The sequence below is a fragment of the Candidatus Omnitrophota bacterium genome (genome assembly GCA_028716245.1).
Taxonomy (GTDB): domain Bacteria; phylum Omnitrophota; class Gorgyraeia; order Gygaellales; family Profunditerraquicolaceae; genus UBA6249.
Window position 1 is genome coordinate 435,485 of sequence record JAQUQW010000002.1, and the last position, 18,033, is coordinate 453,517.

The window sequence follows — 18,033 nt, forward strand, 5'->3', positions numbered from 1 at the left end:
GGCCGGCTTATATTTTTTTGTTGACAATATATGCAAATTGTATATAATAATATCTAATTACATATAATTGTATTCAGAAAGTATATAGGAAGCATATATGAAGATACTGAACAAGAATACGATCAAACTGCTCAAGCTTTTTTATAAGCACCCCGAAAGCCAGTTTTACATTCAGCAGATCGGCCGGCTCTTGGGGAAGAAGCCCGGGGTATTCCAAAGGACTTTGAACAATCTCTATAAGGACGGTTTGCTTTTAAGCGAATATAAGGCCAATGCAAGATTTTTCAGGATTAACAAAAATTATTATATCTATAATGAGCTAAAGAGCATCATCGATAAATCGGTTAAAATATTTTTGATTATATTCTTATTCTCTGTCCCGTTTTTATATGCCGCAGAAAATCCGCTTACCTTAAGCCAGGTAATAGAGATCGCCTACAAAAACAACAAGGATATCCGGATACAAGAGCAGGAGATCGCCGCCGCCGGAGCCGGTATACTGGGAGCTTCCAGTAATTTCCTGCCGCATCTGGATATTGATGCCGCCTATACGCGCAATGGAGCGGTTGCCGTTTCTACGGCCCAGGGTAAGAAAGATCCCGGGATATTTACCGGATATAAGAACGATAATTCTTTGGGAGCAAGTTTAAGCCAGATAATTTATAACGGCGGTTTTAATACCGCTAATCTTAACCAGGCAAAAGTCGCTTTGAATGTCCAGAAAGAAACCCTGCGGGCTAAAAAACTGGATATCGAATTTGAGGCAAAGCGGCTTTATTACGGTTTGCTGCTGGCTTATGAAACAGAGAGGATTGCTCAGGAGTTGGTAGATAATGCCAAGGATCACTATACGGATGTTAAAAATAGATATGGGCAGGGGACATCTTCGAAATTTGACCTGCTGCAGTCGGATGTCCAGGCATCTTTGCTTATCCCGGAACTGGTAAAAGCCCGGAATGCGGTGGATTTGATTAAAGCGGAGCTGAAAAAACTTTTAGCTTTTAAACAACAAGAGGAACTAGAGGTGGCGGATAAACAGCTGCATTATTCTTTACTTAAAATCCAGGAGGATGATTTCTTAAAACAGGCTTATCTGAACAAGCCGGAAATGATTTTAAAGTCCCTGGGCATAGATATCAGCCGGTGGTCGATACAAATAGCAAAATCCGGATGGCTGCCGCAGGTAAACGCCAGTTTAGGCTATGATTATCGTTCAAATGATATAGGAAATATGTTTAATCGCCGGCATAATAATTGGAATACCGGAATTTCCTTATCCATGCCGCTATTTGACGGTTTTTCCACAAAAGCAAAAGTAGATGCTGCCCGGGCCCGCTATAGCCAGGCGCTCCTGACTAAAGAAAACCTGGTGGATCAGATTGCCGTTAGTGTCCGGCAGGCCTGCCTGGATTTAAAGCAGGCCGAAGCAATCATTAATTCGCAAAAGGATAATGTGGGAAAAGCAAGAGAGGCCTTAAGAATTGCCAATGTCAGTTATGATAACGGAGAGGCAAAGAACCTTGATGTGCTCGATGCGCAGGTCTCATTGGGCCAGGTGGAAACAAATCTTTCACAGGGAATTTACGATTATCTTATGGCAAAAGCAGAACTTGACAGGGTCTTGGGTTTAAGTTTTATTCAGTAACACCCCGCGCTTATAAGGAATTGCGCGGGTGTGCCCTTGTGGGCAAAGGAGGCAGGTAATGAAAATAAAAATTAAACCGGCAGTATTTGTTTTAATTCTTATTCTTGCCGCGGGAAGTATCGTTGCCTATTTTTGGCAGGTGCGTCATTACAGCCGCGGAAGAATTAAAGTTTCAGGCAATATCGAAGGGGATGATGTCCGGCTTTCCTTTCGCGTACAGGGCCAGATTCTGGATCTGCTTAGCGATGAAGGCCAAGTAGTTAAAATAGGCCAGCCGGTAGCCAGGTTAAATACTGATGAGCTGACTAAAATCCGCGATAATGCCGAAGGCGCGCTGAAAGCGGCGCAATACCAGTATTCGCTGGACAAGCTTGATTATGAACGGGCTGAAAATTTATATAAGGCCGGAGCAATATCGATGCAACAAAGGGATGCCGCCAAGACTTTGGCCTCCGCGGATAAAGCGAATATGCAGGCGCTGCGCGCTTCTTTTGAATTAGCTGAAACCAGATTAGGTTTTGCGGAATTGGTTTCTCCGCTTAATGGTTTTGTGCTGGTCAAAAGCGCTTTAACCGGCGAGGTGGTGCAAATTGGGGCTCCGGTATTTACCGTAATTGATTTAAACAGCCTCTGGGTTACCGCTTATATCAATGAGACGGATTTAGGCAAAGTAAAACTTAATCAGGAAGCCGAAGTTGTTGCCGATACCTATCCCGGGAAAAAATACAAAGGAAGAGTTTCTTTTATTTCAAATGAGGCGGAGTTCACGCCGAAAACCATTCAGACCACGGAAGAAAGGGTAAAACTTGTTTATAGAATAAAAGTTGACGTGGATAATTCAAGCTTGGAGCTTAAACCCGGGATGCCGGCAGACGCCTATATAATCGAATAAAATGATTACCATAAAAGCAAGCGCTCTTACCAGGAAATTCGGTGACAATACCGCGGTGAACAGCCTGAACCTTGAAATTGAGGAGGGTGAGATCTTCGGGCTGGTCGGGCCGGACGGGGCCGGAAAGACAACGACTATGCGGCTTTTAACCGGCATACTTGATCCGACTTCCGGGGAAGGCTGGGTTTATAATAAGCACATAGTCAAGGAATCCGAGGCGCTGAAAGAAAACATTGCTTATATGTCTCAGCGTTTCGGGCTGTATGAGGAATTGACTGTCCTGGAGAACATTAATTTTTATGCCGATGTGTTTTGCATTCCGAAGAAGGAAAGAGAAGCGGTAATTGAAAGGCTGCTTGGTTTTTCCGGGCTTACTCCGTTTAAACAGAGGCTTGCCGGGAAATTATCCGGCGGCATGAAGCAGAAACTGGGGCTTTCCTGCGCCTTGATCCATACCCCGAAAGTTTTATTCCTGGATGAGCCGACCAACGGGGTTGACCCGGTTTCCCGCCGGGATTTCTGGAAAATACTTTATGATTTGCTGAAAGAAAAGGTAACTATTCTTTATTCCACCTCTTACCTTGATGAGGCTGAACGCTGCCGCAGGGTCGGTTTGATCAATAAAGGCCGCCTGCTTAAATGCGATACCCCGGATAATATTAAAAAAGAATGTAATGTTGCGACACTGGAGCAGGCTTTTATCAAGATCATTAATGATTATGAATCCCGGTAACGATAGTAATAATATCGCGGTAAAGGTGGAGGACCTTGAAAAAAAGTTCGGCAGCTTTACCGCCGTCAACCAAATTAACTTTGAGGTCAAGCAGGGGGAGATCTTCGGCTTTCTTGGCCCAAACGGGGCGGGAAAATCCACGACCATCAGGATGCTCTGTGGTATTTATTCGCCGACATCCGGAAGAGGCACGGTAGGCGGTTATGATATAGTCAAAGAGCAGGATAAGATCAAGGAGCATATCGGTTACATGTCACAGAAATTTTCCCTTTACGATGACCTGACTGTCGAGGAGAATATCGATTTTTACAGCCGTATTTACAATATCCCCGCGGCAGAGAGGGAAAAACGCAAAGAGGAGACGATAAGGTTAGCCGGCATCGAAGGGTTCCGCAAGAACCTCACCAGCACCCTTTCCGGGGGATGGAAGCAGCGCCTGGCGCTGGGGTGCGCGATCATCCACCAGCCGAAAATTATTTTTCTGGATGAGCCGACTTCCGGGGTGGATCCGATAACCCGCAATAATTTCTGGAATATTATCAAGGGGATGGCCAAAGAAGGGAAGACAGTTTTTGTGACTACCCACTATATGGAGGAGGCAGAAAACTGCAACCGCCTGGTGATGATTTATCATGGGACGATGATTGCCATGGGCAGCCCCGAAGAAATGAAAATCAGGATTATGAAAAATGATATTCTTGAGGTGATCATGCCGCAGGCGGAAAACTGGCTGGAAAAAATTTCGCAACTGGAGTCGGTCAAGGAAAGCGCGCTTTTTGGGGTCAACATCCACGCGGTAGTTACCCAGGCGCAAAAAGCAGCCCAGGAGATAACCAGCCTTCTTGAGCAGGGAAAAGTCAGCGGATATTCCGTAAAAAAGATCAAGGCCTCCCTTGAAGATGTTTTTGTTTCTTTGATCGAGAATTATGACGCGCAGCATAAAGAAAAATGAATTTAAAAAGGATCGGCGCCATAGCAAATAAGGAATTTATCCAGATTAAACGCGACCCCCGTTCCCTGGGGCTGGCCCTGGTAATACCGGTAGTGCTTTTATTAATTTTTGGGTACGGGCTTTCATTGGATATCGATAAGGTGCCTACCGTCATTTGGAACCAGGATGCCTCTTCCCAGCTTACGCGTAATTTCCTGCTCAATTTCAAATACTCGAAATATTTTAAAATAATCAGGTATACCGATAATTACCGGGATATCGAACACCTGATTGATAACGGCCAGGCAATGATGGCCCTGGTTATCCCCAAAGATTTTTCGCATTATATCGAGTCGGGAAAAGCTGCGCCGCTACAACTATTGGTGGACGGCAGCGATTCCAATACCGCAACTGTCGCCATGGGCTATGTGCGGGCTGTGGTTGCCAAATATAACCTGGATTTACTCGTTGAGACGTTCCGTCAGCAGGGTTTAGTTCCCCGGAAATCAGCCGAGCTGCGTCCGAGAGTATGGTTTAATATGGGTTTAAATAGCCGCTGGTTTATCGTGCCGGGAGTAATCGCGATGATTATTATGATTATTGCCGCGTTGCTTACCTCAATCTGTATAGCCCGCGAATGGGAAAGAGGCACAATGGAGCAATTGGTTTCTACTCCCGTAAAACCCCGGGAGCTGATCATCGGAAAATTCCTGCCTTATTTTATCATTGGTTTCTTTGATCTTTTTATAGCGGTAGTTATGGCCAGGTTCCTTTTTGGCGTCCCTTTTCAGGGAAGTTATTTTACACTCATTGTTTTAAGCGCGCTCTTTTTAACCGGCGCCTTATCCCAGGGTATTTTGATTTCTACCGTTGGCCGGACGCAATTATTAGCCAGCCAGCTGGCAATGCTTTCTACCTTTATACCGACGATGCTTTTATCCGGTTTTATCTATCCGATCTTCAATATGCCGCCGCTGGTCCAAGCGATTACCTATCTTATCCCCGCCCGTTATTACATCGTCATCTTGCGGGGATTATTCTTAAAAGGTAACGGGATGGAGGTAATGTGGAATGAGGCTCTTTTTTTGGCGTTATTTGCTTTTTTGATGTTTGGGTTGGCGATAAATAAATTCAAGAAGAAGGTGGCCTGATTTATGTTTGAGCGGATCAAAGCTGTTTTGATCAAAGAATTTAAGCAGGTCCTGCGCGACCCAAGGATGAAGACGGTTATTTTTATCTCTCCGCTTATTCAGATAATCATCTTTGGCTATGCCGCCAATAAAGATATCAATTATATCCCCACCGCTATTTACGATCAGGATAATACCAAGGAGAGCCGTAACCTCCTGCATAAATTTACTTACTCCGGGTACTTTGTCCCTAAATATTACATCGATGACCAAAGCCAACAGGATGGGCTAATCGATAAGGGGCTGGTAAATGCGGTTATCTGCATTGACCGGGGTTTTAGCCGTAATCTTAATGCCGATAAACCGGCCAATATCCAATTAATCCTGGACGGATCGGATTCAAATACAGCGATGATCATTATGGGTTATGCCAATACGATTGTCAGTAAATATCAGTATGACCTGTTCAAGGATGAAGCTGCGGCAAAAGGGTTAACCGCGCAGTGGCCCGGTGTTGACCTTAGGGAGCGGGCCTGGTTTAACGATAATCTTATATCGAGAAATTATTACCTGCCGGGAGTCATCGCCTCGATCGTGACGATAATGTCGCTTTTACTGACGGCCATGGCTATCGTCAGAGAAAAAGAGATCGGCACCATGGAGCAGTTGATCGTCAGTCCCTTAAAGCCCATTGAGCTTATTTTAGGAAAGCTCCTGCCTTTTGGCGTAATCGCGCTTATGCAATTTACGTTTATTGCTTCCCTGGGCGTATTCTGGTTCCATATACCGTTTAGAGGAAGCCTGCTTTTATTGACGCTGGCTACAATAATATACTTATTTACTAGTTTGGGGGCAGGCCTGTTTATTTCAACCATAGCCTCAACCCAGCAGGAGGCAATGATGTCGGTTTTCCTGTTTTATATGCCGACAATACTGTTGTCCGGGTTTGCTTATCCCATCGCGAATATGCCGGAGGTTATCCGCTGGTTTACCTTGCTCAACCCGATGCGTTATTTTTTAGTGGTTATCAGGGGGATATTCTTAAAAGGCACAGGGATAGAGGTGCTTTTGGACCAGCTTATCCCGCTGGTTATCTTTGGGCTGGTCGTCATTACCTTAAGTACCTTGAGGTTCAGGAAAAAACTTACTTGATTTTCTTAATGGAGGACAATTTATGCTGCAGCTGATCGTCGATTGGTTGATGTATTCTGTTTTTAAGCTGGACGCTAATTCCAGGATAAATGCGGCTATTAATTTTTTTATTTATGATTCCGTAAAGATAATTTTACTTTTATTCGTGATGATTTCCGCAATAGGATTTTTACGGAGTTTTTTATCGCAGCAAAAAATCAAAGCCTGGATTACGGGGACTAAAGGATGGGGCAATTTCTTTGCCTCCTTATTCGGCGCGATAACGCCATTTTGCTCCTGCTCTTCGATCCCGCTGTTTATGAGCTTTTTGGCCGCCGGAATTCCCCTGGGCGTAACTTTTTCTTTCCTGGTCACCTCGCCGCTTATTAATGAGTACCTGGTTGTATTGATGATCGGCTTTTTCGGTTGGAAGATCACATTGGCGTATGTGATCAGCGGGATGACTATCGGGATTGTCACCGGGATAATTTTAGGCAAAATGGAATTGGAAAAGTACCTTGAGAAAGATATTTTTACCGCCAGTCTCGGAGATACCTGTGAAATCAAGACCAAAGGGATAAAACAGAGGATCATCTTTGGAATGAATGAGGCGGTATGCGTTATAAATAAAATATGGGCTTGGGTCCTTGCAGGCGTGGGCCTGGGCGCGCTTATCCACAATTATGTCCCTCAATCAGCGGTCCAGGTGATCGTAAATAAAACAGGATTTTTTTCCGTGCCTTTAGCGACTGTTATTGGCGTGCCGATGTATGGCAGTTGCGCGGCCATTGTCCCTATCGCGGTTGTTTTGTTCCAGAAGGGTTTCCCCTTAGGCACTGCTTTAGCGTTTATGATGGCAGTAGCCGCCTTAAGTTTGCCTGAGGCAATCATGCTTAGAAGAGCAATGAAGCCAAAACTGATCTTTATCTTTTTTGGCATAACAACGTTAGGCATCATATTTACAGGTTATTTATTTAATTTATTGCAAAAGATATTGAGCTAAGAGTTCTTTATAAATTGCTAAAAAACTTATTATTTATGGTAAAATATAACAAATGGAAGTAAAGATTAAGCTAAGGATAGAAAGGAGGGATAAAGATGGCGGACTTTAAGGATTTGCTGCAAACCGCGGACTGGAAAACCGAAAAACATGTTCCGGTAATTGAGATGCCTGATGCCGTAAAAAAGGGCGAGTTCTTCAGGATTACCGTGACGGTTGGTAAAGAAATTACCCATCCGAATAAGGCCGAGCACCACATCCGCTGGATAGCGGTGTATTTTTTACCCGAAGGAGAAAAATTCCCTTACCAAATCGCCAAGGCTGAATTTAGCGCCCACGGAGAATCTGCCAAAGGCCCGGATACAAGCACGGTATATACGCATCCGGAAGTAGGATTAAATTTTAAGACCGAAAAGCCCGGAACAGTTTATGCCTCCAGTTATTGTAATATACACGGATTATGGCAGAGCGCTAAAGACATGCAAATTAAGTAGTCATCCTTAAATGATGGGGGTGGTTATATCATACGCATCATTTCTCATAGTGATGAATCATTTAAAGACCGTCAAGAAGCAGGGGAACTTTTGGCTAATGAATTAAAATATCTGTCCGGAAAAGACGTTGTCGTATTAGGTATCCCGCGGGGAGGTATTATTATAGCCGCCGAAGTTGCCCGCCTGCTGCAGGCTAAATTAGATATCGTGCTTTCCCGTAAGATAGGGGCTCCGGGCAATCCTGAACTGGCGATCGGCTCGGTTGGTGAAAATGGAAAACTTTTTCTTAATGATGGCCTGGTTTCCCGGGTAGGCGCGGATAAGAATTATATCGAATCAGAAAAAATACGGCAGTTAGCCGAGATTAAAAATCGGATCAAAAAGTGCCGGCAGATTAAGCCCAAAGTTTCTTTAGAAGGGCAAACAGTTATTGTTATTGATGATGGGATAGCAACCGGCGCGACAATGCAAGCAGCGCTTTTAGCTGCCGGCCGCCAAAAGGCGAAAAAAGTTATTGCCGCGGTTCCGGTGGCTGCTAAAGAATCCATTGTTTTGTTGGCTAATTATGCCGATGAACTGATAGTGTTAAGAGTGCCGGAGTTTTTGGGATCAATTGGGCAGTTCTACGAAAATTTTGGTCAAACTTCCGAAGGAGAAGTTTTAAGCGCGTTGAGAGAAGCGGCAGAAAAAGAAAAACAATTAGGTAAGACACCCCGCGCTTAGCGGAATTGCGCGGGTGTTGTCTTCGTAGACAAGGAGGCCAAGATGTGTAAAACCTGCGGTTGTTCACCCTGCAAGTGCGGAAAGAAAATAGTAAAAGGGGTATGCGAGGGCTGCGGTAAAAAAAGCGATGAATGCAGTTGTCTTAAGAAATAGCTTTACGGGTTTAAAGGGTTTCTAATTTTTCAACGATGAAGTACTAAGTGTATCGCTTAGTAAAAGGAGGAAGGCATGAAGCGGAAATTGTGGATTGCGGTTTTTAGCTTATGTTTTGCGGGTGCTTTAATATTGACAGCCAATGCCGAACAGCTAACAGCAACCGGCAAAGGAGAGGGGCAAGGTGAGGGTGCTCAATTGAGGCAAGAAATTCAATCATTACATCTACAAGCCGAACAGATACGCGCGCAGCTTCAACAGCTCCAAGCTCAGGCGAAGCCGTTAAGGGAACAATTGCGTTCTCTACGTGAAAAAATAAAAGCTGATCGTGAAAAGATTGAACATTTACGCCAAGAGCATAAAGAGCATCGCCAGGAAATGAAACAAGAGCATAAGGGGCAGCAGCAACAAATATAAAATTCCCGCCCGAGGCAAATTTTATAGTACAGGAAAGTATAAAACACTTTCCTGTACTACTGCGAAAATCGCTTAAAGTTATCCCCGCAGGCGATTTTCTTGAATTTTCTTAAAATATCCCTTGCAAAATATTAAAAAAGCCGTATATTTTAATTATGAACGTAAATTCATTAATTGAAGATAAATTCATTATGGAAAAACAGCACCAATCCTTAAACCGCAGGGATAGGGACAGGTTGTTACGGCAGGCAGATATCTTGAGGGCGGCAGAGCATGTTTTTGCCTTAAAGGGATATCATGAAGCAACCATGCAGGATATTGCCAAAGAGGCCGAGTATGGCACCGGCACGGTTTATTTATATTTTAAGGATAAGGACGCGCTTTATTTTTCTTTATTTGAGCAGAAGTTTAAAGATTTGTTACTTATGCTAAAAGAAGAAACGGCTAAGGCTAGCGATGCCAAGAGCAAACTTGAAATTTTTGTGTTGGAAAAACTTTCTTTTTTTGAAAGAAACCAGGATTTCTTCCGCATCTTTATTTCAGAGAGCAGCAAGTTCCAGGCAATGAAAGCCAGCAAGTATTCCAAATCTTCGGTGATCACCCAGCATCGGGAGCTGGTTAATGAATTAATCAAAACCGGCCAAGGCCAGAGAATAATCAGGAGCGATTTTCATTTTACCCAGATTGCCGATATTTTCACTTCGATGTTTATGGCCGTAGTTTTTGATTGGTTCCGGGACGGGTCAAAAAACGTGAAACAGATGTCGGCTTTTATTTTGGATATGTTTTTTAACGGGGCCGGAAAATAAATGCAGTGTAAACTCACTAAAATCTTCCTATTTATTTTTATAGCTTGTTTCTGCCGGGCTGCCTGTGCCGGAGAAGGGGGCAGGCTGATTACTATTTCCCAGGGAATCCGGATGGTGCTTAAGGATAGTCGCTTGATAAAAATAGCGCTGCCGGATAATGAGATGGCTTATCAGGATTCCTTGATTGCCCGTTCGGCGCTCCTGCCGCAGCTAAACGCAAACCTGATCCAGACATTTAATCAATATCAACCGGCAATGAAATTCAACTCTAGCAGCGTGAAGACTGCGGATAAAGACGCCTTGGCTTACGGTTTTGATGTTTATCAGACCCTTTTTGATTTCGGCAAAAGTCTTGCCAACTGGCGGGCTTCGAATAAATTGTTCAAAGCCCAAAAAGCGCATACCCAGAGCGTAATCAGGGTGGCGACGCTGGAATTTATCATCGCCTATTTTAATTTATTGGAAGCCGACCGGATGATCGCGGTCTTCCAAAAAGAAGCCGACAGCCTGACCGCCTATCTTGGCGATATCGAGCATCTTTATGAGCAGGGGGTTGTGGTCAAAAACGATCTGTTGCCGGCTAAAGTCAGGTTGGCGGACATAAAACAGAAGCTGATTGCTGCAGTCAATGACCGGGAGATTGCCGCCTCTAGATTGAACAACATTCTTGGTTTACCGTTGAGAGAAAAAATTATGGTTCAGGATATCAAAATGCAGCCTCCCAAGTTTCCGGAAATGCAGGATGCCTGGAATATGGCGCAGGTGCAAAGGCCGGAAGTTGCTTTCTACAGCGACCAGATAAATTCTTCATTTTTTAGCCAAAGGGCAAAAGCAGTTGAGAATTTTCCCGCGCTTTTTGTTGATTTGGGATACGCGCATACCCAGAATCAATTCTTAACCCATGAAGACAATGCTTCGATCCAACTGGGGGCCAAGATGAATCTTTATGACGGAGGCGCAACTCAAGCCGGGTTACGTAAGGAAAGATCCCTGCAGACCAAGCTTAATGAGCAGAAGAGCAAAATTATTGAAGACATCAAGTTTGAGATCGAGGACAGTTACTTCAGTTTAAAGAATGCCTGTGAAAAAGTAGCTGTGGCAACCGAAGCGCTTGTCCAGGCGGAGGAGAACGTGCGTTTTTATCGGGTCAAATATCAAGCCGGAAGCGCGACTCCGACAGAGGTGCTTGATGCTATAACCATGCAGACAAAAGCCCAGACTAATTATTACAGCGATGATTACGAATTAAAACGCAGTTACGCCAAACTTATGTATTCTATAGGGATTGATCTGGGATTAATTTATGAAAGAATGGAGAGTGAGAAAAATGGGGCCACAAAATAATAAAAAACAAAAATTAATTTATTTATTGGTTGTGCCGTTGGTTTTGGGGCTGATTTTATTAACCTTATTCTTGATTAATAGTTTTAACCGGATTACTACCGATGACGCTTATACGGAAGGAAGAATCCACAGTATTGCCTCTAAAATCAGCGGAACGGTAATGAAGGTGTCTGTTGAAGATAACCAGAGCGTTAAAGAGGGCAGTTTACTTGTTGAGATCGATCCGGCGGATTACCAGTTGAAGGTAAATGAGGCGCAGGCAACACTTCATTTACGCCAAGCTTCATTTGAACAGGCCGGGCGCGACATAAGGCGAGCGCAGGTTCTCTGTAAACAAGAGGTCCTTCCAAAAGAGAAATATGAGAATATTTTGACCGCTTATAATTTGGCAAAAGCCCAGGAGCAGGTAGCCCAGGCGCAGCTTAAAATCGCCTTGCGTAATTTGGAGTATACAAAAATATATGCTCCTGCTGACGGCTATATAACCAAGAAAGCAGTTGAAACAGGAAACCAGATACAGCCTGGCCAGCCGCTGATGGCGGTTATTTCCCTTGATGATCTATGGGTAATTGCTAATTATAAGGAAACGCAGTTAAAGAATGTAAGAAGCGGCCAAAGAGCAGAGATAAAGGTGGATACTTATCCGGGTAAGATTTTTAGCGGTAAAGTCGATAGTATTATGGCCGGAACCGGCGCGGCGTTTTCGCTGTTCCCTCCTGAGAATGCCTTGGGCAATTACGTGAAGGTTGTCCAGAGAGTACCGGTAAAGATCATTTTTGACAAAAATACCGATAGCAGCCATATATTACGGATTGGGATGTCCTGCGTTCCGACGATTATAACCAAAGATGATCAAAGCAAATAAATGGATTATTGCTTTAGCGGTTGTGCTTCCCACGCTGCTGGAAGTTATTGATATTTCGGTGGTGAATGTTTCGCTTGACCATATCCGCGGCAGCTTATCCGCCGGAATTGACGAGGCCACTTGGACAATTACCGCTTATCTGGTCTCCAACGCCATAATTATTCCTTTAACCGGTTGGCTAAGCCGGGTTTTTGGCAGGAAGCGCTATCTTATATTTTCGATGATGTTATTTACCGCCAGTTCTTTTATGTGCGGAAGCGCCACAACCCTGTCTGCCTTGGTTTTTTTTAGGGTTATTCAGGGATTAGGAGGAGGCGCTTTACAGCCGCTCTCCCAGGCAATATTGTTTGAAGCATTCCCGCCGGCTGAATATGGCATGGCTATGGCTTTGTTTGGTATTGGTGTGATGGTCGGGCCGATTGTCGGCCCGGTTCTAGGCGGTTGGATCACCGATAATTGGTCCTGGCACTGGATTTTTTATATTAACATTCCTATCGGTATTATTTCAGTAATCATTATTATGTTATTCATCCGGGATCCTGATTATTTAAAGAGAGTAAAAGAAAAGATTGATTATTGGGGCCTGGCTTTGATTGTTATTGGTATCGGTTGTTTACAGGTCATATTGGATAAAGGCCAGCGGGAGGATTGGTTTTCATCCGCCTTTATCATCAGGTTATCGATTATATCCGTTGTTGCTTTAATTTTATTTATTATTGTTGAGCAGAAAGTGCGCGAGCCGGTATTGAATTTAAGGCAATTTAAGGACCTTTCTTTTACCAGCGCCAATATTATTCAGTGTGTTTCCTTTTTTGTGCTCTTTGCAACTATTTTATTATTGCCGATGTTTCTGCAGCAGTTGATGGGTTATAACGCGTTTCTTTCGGGCTTAGCGCTTGCTCCCGGAGGCATCGCTACGCTTTTTTCTATGCCTTTGGCAGCTAGATTGATTATCAAGTTCAATCCCAAGGCAGTTTTAGTTTCAGGGCTTTTTATCACCGCGTATTCTGTTTTTATTATGTCCGGTTTCAACTTCTACATTGATTTTGATACTATAGGTTTATCCAGGATTATTATGGGGATTGGGCTGGGGTTGATTTTTGTTCCGTTGACAAGTATGGCCTTTAGCACCATAAATAAAGAGCACATGGGTAATGCCACCAGTATTTTTAACTTGTTGCGGAATATCTCAGGGAGTTTTGGAGTAGCGGTTATGACTACGCTTATTGCCAGAAGGATGCAATTCCACCAGTTTAGGCTTACCGAACAGCTTAATCCTCTGGATTATCATTACCAGATCGGTATGCATCAGGCTAAAGCTGTTTTAGGAGCAACCGGAGCAGCCGTAAATAATTCAGCTGCCCAGGGGATTATTTATCGGCAGTTAATCCGGCAGGCAAATCTTTTTTCTTTTAATGACGCATTTTATGTTTCAACGATCATACTGCTCTGTGTTATTCCGGTTGTTTTATTGCTAAAAGGGGCTAAAAATACTAAAGTAGTTTTGGGGGCGCATTAATATGTGTAGATGTTTTAAGCTATTCTTAATTTTATTTTTATTTTGTTTGGTTTCTTCCGGCAGAGCAGAAGCAGAAGAGGTGCTTACTTGGGGTGATTGTATCAAGGAGGCAGCCAAGAACCACCCGGATTTAATCGCCGCCCAGGAAAGCGTCAAACAATCCCGGGCTTCTAAGCAGCAAACCGCCAGCGGTTTATTTCCTCAAATAACCGCGGATGCCAGCGGAGCTACCGCTAAAACCGCAGGCAGTTTAGGCAGCAAAACTGCCGATACGTATAGTTATGGAGTAACCGGAACACAGCTTATCTTCGACGGGCTTAAGACAATTAATAATGTGAGAGCGGCTTCAGAAACTATATCCGCGGCAAAGCAGGGATTTAAATTTACTTCCACTACGGTCAGATTCAGGCTGCGTTCGGCATTCATCGATCTCCTGAAAGCCCAAGAGATGCTGCGGATTACCGAAGAGATTTATAATATCAGGAGGGATAATTTAGAGTTGATTACTTTGCGTTACGGGTCCGGGCTTGAACATAAAGGCGCTTTATTAACCGCGGAGGCGGATTTAGCGCAGGCAAAATACGGGATCTCCCAAACCAAAAGAGAGGTTGAGGTTGCCCAGAGGGAAATGGTCAAAGAGATGGGCAGGAAGCAACCGACAGCAATGTATGCTCAGGGGGATTTCCGGGTAAAAGACAGCGCTTTAGAAAAACCTGATTTTCCGGCTTTAGCAAAAAATAATCCTTCTTTACAGCAGCTTATCGCCCAAAAACGTTCAGCCGAATTTAGTTTAAAATCCGCTTACGCTAATTTTTTCCCGCAGCTTACCGGCAGCGCCGGCGCCAATAGGACCGGGGCCCATTGGACTCCCACAGGAGACCAGTACAATTTAGGGCTTGCTCTATCTCTGCCTTTATTTGAAGGCGGATTAAGAATCGCCCAGGTATCCCAAGCCAGCGCTTTAGTCAAGCAACTGCAGGAAAATGAAAGAAGCACTCTAGACGGTGTTATTTTGACATTACAGCAAACCTGGGCAACTTTACAGGATACGCTGGAGAATGTTAATGTGCAGTATAAAGTATTAATTGCCGCGCAAGAGCGTTCCAAAATTGCCCAGGCGCAATATTCAATCGGATTAGTTAGCTTTGATAACTGGACGATCATTGAGGATAACCTGGTAAAAGCCAAAAGTAATTATTTAGATGCCCAGGCGGCCGCGCTATTAGCCGAAGCAAAATGGATTCAGGCGAAAGGAGAAACTTTAGAATATGACTAAAAAATTAAAAATAGGTTTAATCGCCGCAGGAGTTTTAATCGCTATCGTCTTTATGGTGATGAAGTTTAAGCCCAAGGCGGATACGGATAATATTGTTAAAGAGATAAACCCCGCTCACGGTTCAATCCAAGCGATTATATCGACCACCGGAACAGTTTTGCCCAAAAACCGGCTGGAGATTAAACCTCCGGTTGGCGGCCGGATAGAAAGTATTCTGGTCAAGGAGGGCCAGAAGGTTAAGGCAGGAGAAATAGTTGCCTGGATGAGCTCAACTGAAAGGGCGGCCCTGCTTGATGCTGCCCGCGGCCAAGGGGAAGAAAAATTAAAATATTGGCAGGAGGCTTATAAGCCGATAGCCTTGCTGGCTCCTATTGACGCGGAGGTTATTGTGGCTACGACTCAACCCGGGCAAACCGTGACTACCGCTGATGCGGTGGTTGTTTTATCGGACAAGCTTATCGCCCGGGCCCAGGTCGATGAAACAGATATCGGAAAAGTAAAGCTTGGACAGAGGGCCGTAATCATCCTCGATGCCTATCCGGATACTAAGATTAAGGCTGCGGTTGAACATATATATTATGAATCACAAACCGTAAACAATGTAACTATATATCCGGTTGATCTTCTTCCCGAGGAGGTTCCGGATTTCTTCCGCTCCGGGATGAATGCGACCATAAATTTTGTAGAGAAAAGCAAAGAAGATGCCTTGCTTATCCCGGCGGGGGCCGTGTATAATGATAAAGAGAAAAGGTTTGTTTTGATCAAAAAAGAAGGCCAGGCTGAACCGGTTATTCAAACAGTTAAATTGGGTATAACCGATGATAAAAATGCCGAGGTTATTTCCGGGGTTACCGAGCAAGACACCTTAATATTGAAAAACAAGAAATTTGTCCTTCCAAAAAGCGATATGGGAAGCAGCCCGTTTATACCGTTTGGCCGGAAAAAAGAAGCGCCTGAAAAATAATTTTAAAATGATCGAAATAAAAAATATATTTAAAACCTATCAAATGGGGCAAACCGAGGTTAAGGCTTTAAATGACGTATCCTTAAAAATCTCTTCGGGAGAGCTTGTCGCCATTATGGGGGCTTCCGGATCCGGCAAATCCACGCTTATGCATATTTTAGGTTTGCTTGACCGTCCGGATTCGGGTTCTTATTATTTGGGCGGCAAGGAGATTACCAGGCTTTCCGATGAAGAATTGGCCGCTTTACGCAACAGGACCATCGGTTTTGTTTTTCAGCAGTTTCATTTATTACCGCGCATGACCGCTCTTGAAAATGCGGAGCTGCCTTTAATTTATGCCGGTAAAAGGCATCTAAAAGATAAGGCCAAACAGGAGCTTGAGGAGGTAGGTTTAAAAGACAGGATGCTCCACCGGCCCAATGAAATGTCCGGAGGCCAGCAGCAGAGGGTAGCCATTGCGCGTTCCTTGGTTAATGAACCTTTAATTATACTCGCGGATGAACCTACGGGTAACCTGGACTCAAAAAGCAAGACCGAGATAGTTACCATACTGCAAAGGCTTAACCAAAAAGGGAAAACCGTGGTTATAGTTACGCATGAACCGGAGATCGCCTCTTTCTGCCGCAGGGTTATCCAGATGCGCGACGGAGTGATTATTTCCGATAAGCGTACTCAGGAAGAAACAAAAGTAACCGAAGTAGTTTCTATAGAAAACAGCCTGGTAAACAACGTTCTTTCAAAACCCCGGAAAATTTCCGGAGAAACTAAATTTCTCGATTATCTGCGTCAGGCGGTATCGGCTATGTTTTCCCATAAGATGCGTTCAGTCCTGTCTATTCTGGGCATATTAATCGGAGTGGCCGCGGTTATTGCTATGTTGGCATTGGGCCAGGGGGCTAAGGAGTCCATTGAGAAACAACTGGCATCTTTAGGGTCTAATCTCCTGGTAGTCAGGCCTGGTTCTTCAAGGCTGCACGGAGTAGCAATGCAGACAGGTACGGTTACGCGTTTTACCCTGGCAGACGTAGCTGCCATTGGTAAGCTAACTGACGTGGTTAAGAGCGCCAGCCCCTCGGTAAGAGGAAGAGGCCAGATGGTCTATGGAAATAATAACTGGAATACGCAGGTTGAAGGGGTGGGGGTTGAATATGAGTCTATCCGCGCGGCATCTCCGCCGGTAGGAAGATTTTTTAGTGAGACGGAATTAAAGATGCGGGATAAAGTTGTTTTACTGGGCACAACCGTAGTGAAAGAATTATTTGGAGAAACCGATCCTATCGGCCAGACAATAAAGATAAACCTGCTTAATTTTAAAGTGATCGGTATTCTGCCGGTTAAAGGAGCCAATGCTTTTCAAGATCAGGATGATATGGCGATTATTCCAATTACCACGGCTATGTTCCGGGTTTTTGGCAAGGAATATGTTGATACTATTTATGTGGAAGCAAAAACTCCGGATACCATTGACGCGGCCCAAACCGCGGTATCCGATTTAATCATAAAACAGCACCGGATTAATCCTAAGGACGCGGATGATTCATTCCAGATCCGTAACACAGCAGATATCAAGAATACGCTTGAGACCACCACTAAAACGATGTCAATGCTATTAGGGGCGATCGCGGCAATATCGCTTCTTGTCGGCGGCATTGGGATTATGAATATTATGCTTGTTTCGGTAACTGAAAGAACGCGTGAGATTGGCCTACGCAAGGCAATCGGGGCAACCAATAAAGATATCATGGTGCAGTTTCTCATTGAAGCAATGCTGATGTCGTTTCTCGGCGGATTATTTGGCGTGGCTTTTGGATGGGGCATCGCTACATTGATTACAATTTTTGCCGGATGGAGCGTAAAGGTTTCATTGTTCTCTGTGCTTCTTTCAACCATATTTTCTTTAGTCATCGGGATAATCTTCGGCCTCTGGCCTGCGAAAAAAGCAGCTTCCCTTGACCCTATCGAAGCATTAAGATACGAGTAAAATAGGGACAGCGACCATTTATTTTA

At 44.2% G+C, this 18,033-nt stretch carries 16 protein-coding genes and 1 pseudogene; all 17 read left to right on the plus strand.

The features are described from left to right. The first annotated feature begins 97 nt into the window (after positions 1 to 97). Positions 98 to 1,645, plus strand: coding sequence for a TolC family protein (locus tag PHG87_05800; GenBank protein MDD5477688.1), 1,548 nt, complete (start codon positions 98 to 100; stop codon positions 1,643 to 1,645). Positions 1,646 to 1,703: 58 nt separating this feature from the next. Then, positions 1,704 to 2,537, plus strand: coding sequence for an efflux RND transporter periplasmic adaptor subunit (locus tag PHG87_05805; GenBank protein ID MDD5477689.1), 834 nt, complete (start codon positions 1,704 to 1,706; stop codon positions 2,535 to 2,537). Between the two features lies 1 nt (position 2,538). Further along, positions 2,539 to 3,201: pseudogene (locus PHG87_05810) on the plus strand (ABC transporter ATP-binding protein). Between the two features lie 49 nt (positions 3,202 to 3,250). Beyond that, on the plus strand, positions 3,251 to 4,222 hold the full coding sequence (locus PHG87_05815) for an ABC transporter ATP-binding protein (GenBank protein ID MDD5477690.1): 972 nt from the start codon (positions 3,251 to 3,253) through the stop codon (positions 4,220 to 4,222). Next, positions 4,219 to 5,352, plus strand: a complete 1,134-nt coding sequence (locus tag PHG87_05820) for an ABC transporter permease (protein ID MDD5477691.1) — start codon at positions 4,219 to 4,221, stop codon at positions 5,350 to 5,352. The genes PHG87_05815 and PHG87_05820 overlap by 4 nt, the downstream gene beginning before the upstream one ends. Before the next feature lie 3 nt (positions 5,353 to 5,355). Next, complete coding sequence (locus PHG87_05825; GenBank protein MDD5477692.1) at positions 5,356 to 6,483, plus strand: ABC transporter permease; 1,128 nt, start codon at positions 5,356 to 5,358, stop codon at positions 6,481 to 6,483. A 22-nt stretch (positions 6,484 to 6,505) separates the two neighbouring features. Next, positions 6,506 to 7,465 (plus strand): permease, encoded by a 960-nt coding sequence (locus PHG87_05830; protein ID MDD5477693.1) that lies wholly within the window; start codon positions 6,506 to 6,508, stop codon positions 7,463 to 7,465. A gap of 95 nt (positions 7,466 to 7,560) precedes the next feature. Beyond that, positions 7,561 to 7,956, plus strand: a complete 396-nt coding sequence (locus PHG87_05835) for a class II SORL domain-containing protein (protein ID MDD5477694.1) — start codon at positions 7,561 to 7,563, stop codon at positions 7,954 to 7,956. A gap of 39 nt (positions 7,957 to 7,995) precedes the next feature. Continuing rightward, a complete protein-coding gene (locus tag PHG87_05840; protein ID MDD5477695.1) occupies positions 7,996 to 8,679 on the plus strand; it encodes a phosphoribosyltransferase family protein in 684 nt (227 codons plus the stop codon). Positions 8,680 to 8,907: 228 nt separating this feature from the next. Further along, positions 8,908 to 9,249, plus strand: coding sequence for a hypothetical protein (locus PHG87_05845; GenBank protein MDD5477696.1), 342 nt, complete (start codon positions 8,908 to 8,910; stop codon positions 9,247 to 9,249). 155 nt (positions 9,250 to 9,404) lie between these two features. Continuing rightward, positions 9,405 to 10,058, plus strand: coding sequence for a TetR/AcrR family transcriptional regulator (locus tag PHG87_05850; GenBank protein MDD5477697.1), 654 nt, complete (start codon positions 9,405 to 9,407; stop codon positions 10,056 to 10,058). Next, on the plus strand, positions 10,059 to 11,402 hold the full coding sequence (locus PHG87_05855) for a TolC family protein (GenBank protein ID MDD5477698.1): 1,344 nt from the start codon (positions 10,059 to 10,061) through the stop codon (positions 11,400 to 11,402). Continuing rightward, positions 11,362 to 12,267, plus strand: a complete 906-nt coding sequence (locus PHG87_05860) for an HlyD family secretion protein (protein ID MDD5477699.1) — start codon at positions 11,362 to 11,364, stop codon at positions 12,265 to 12,267. The genes PHG87_05855 and PHG87_05860 overlap by 41 nt, the downstream gene beginning before the upstream one ends. After that, positions 12,251 to 13,786 carry a DHA2 family efflux MFS transporter permease subunit gene (locus PHG87_05865; GenBank protein ID MDD5477700.1) on the plus strand — a complete coding sequence of 512 codons (1,536 nt, stop codon included), beginning with the start codon at positions 12,251 to 12,253 and terminating at the stop codon, positions 13,784 to 13,786. The genes PHG87_05860 and PHG87_05865 overlap by 17 nt, the downstream gene beginning before the upstream one ends. Before the next feature lies 1 nt (position 13,787). Continuing rightward, entirely contained in the window at positions 13,788 to 15,062 is a 1,275-nt protein-coding gene (locus PHG87_05870; protein ID MDD5477701.1) for a TolC family protein, read from the plus strand. Then, positions 15,055 to 16,026, plus strand: a complete 972-nt coding sequence (locus PHG87_05875) for an HlyD family efflux transporter periplasmic adaptor subunit (GenBank protein MDD5477702.1) — start codon at positions 15,055 to 15,057, stop codon at positions 16,024 to 16,026. The genes PHG87_05870 and PHG87_05875 overlap by 8 nt, the downstream gene beginning before the upstream one ends. A 7-nt stretch (positions 16,027 to 16,033) precedes the next feature. Next, positions 16,034 to 18,007, plus strand: coding sequence for an ABC transporter permease (locus tag PHG87_05880; GenBank protein ID MDD5477703.1), 1,974 nt, complete (start codon positions 16,034 to 16,036; stop codon positions 18,005 to 18,007). Positions 18,008 to 18,033 lie beyond the last annotated feature (26 nt).

Bases quoted from the DNA above. Each gene is read 5' to 3' on its own strand.
- PHG87_05880 (MDD5477703.1), top strand. From the start codon at position 16,034: ATGATCGAAATAAAAAATATATTTAAAACCTATCAAATGGGGCAAACC.
- PHG87_05830 (MDD5477693.1), top strand. From the start codon at position 6,506: ATGCTGCAGCTGATCGTCGATTGGTTGATGTATTCTGTTTTTAAGCTG.
- PHG87_05860 (MDD5477699.1), top strand. From the start codon at position 11,362: ATGAAAGAATGGAGAGTGAGAAAAATGGGGCCACAAAATAATAAAAAA.
- PHG87_05870 (MDD5477701.1), top strand. From the start codon at position 13,788: ATGTGTAGATGTTTTAAGCTATTCTTAATTTTATTTTTATTTTGTTTG.
- PHG87_05875 (MDD5477702.1), top strand. From the start codon at position 15,055: ATGACTAAAAAATTAAAAATAGGTTTAATCGCCGCAGGAGTTTTAATC.
- PHG87_05845 (MDD5477696.1), top strand. From the start codon at position 8,908: ATGAAGCGGAAATTGTGGATTGCGGTTTTTAGCTTATGTTTTGCGGGT.
- PHG87_05835 (MDD5477694.1), top strand. From the start codon at position 7,561: ATGGCGGACTTTAAGGATTTGCTGCAAACCGCGGACTGGAAAACCGAA.
- PHG87_05865 (MDD5477700.1), top strand. From the start codon at position 12,251: ATGATCAAAGCAAATAAATGGATTATTGCTTTAGCGGTTGTGCTTCCC.
- PHG87_05800 (MDD5477688.1), top strand. From the start codon at position 98: ATGAAGATACTGAACAAGAATACGATCAAACTGCTCAAGCTTTTTTAT.
- PHG87_05820 (MDD5477691.1), top strand. From the start codon at position 4,219: ATGAATTTAAAAAGGATCGGCGCCATAGCAAATAAGGAATTTATCCAG.
- PHG87_05805 (MDD5477689.1), top strand. From the start codon at position 1,704: ATGAAAATAAAAATTAAACCGGCAGTATTTGTTTTAATTCTTATTCTT.
- PHG87_05855 (MDD5477698.1), top strand. From the start codon at position 10,059: ATGCAGTGTAAACTCACTAAAATCTTCCTATTTATTTTTATAGCTTGT.
- PHG87_05815 (MDD5477690.1), top strand. From the start codon at position 3,251: ATGATTATGAATCCCGGTAACGATAGTAATAATATCGCGGTAAAGGTG.
- PHG87_05850 (MDD5477697.1), top strand. From the start codon at position 9,405: ATGAACGTAAATTCATTAATTGAAGATAAATTCATTATGGAAAAACAG.
- PHG87_05825 (MDD5477692.1), top strand. From the start codon at position 5,356: ATGTTTGAGCGGATCAAAGCTGTTTTGATCAAAGAATTTAAGCAGGTC.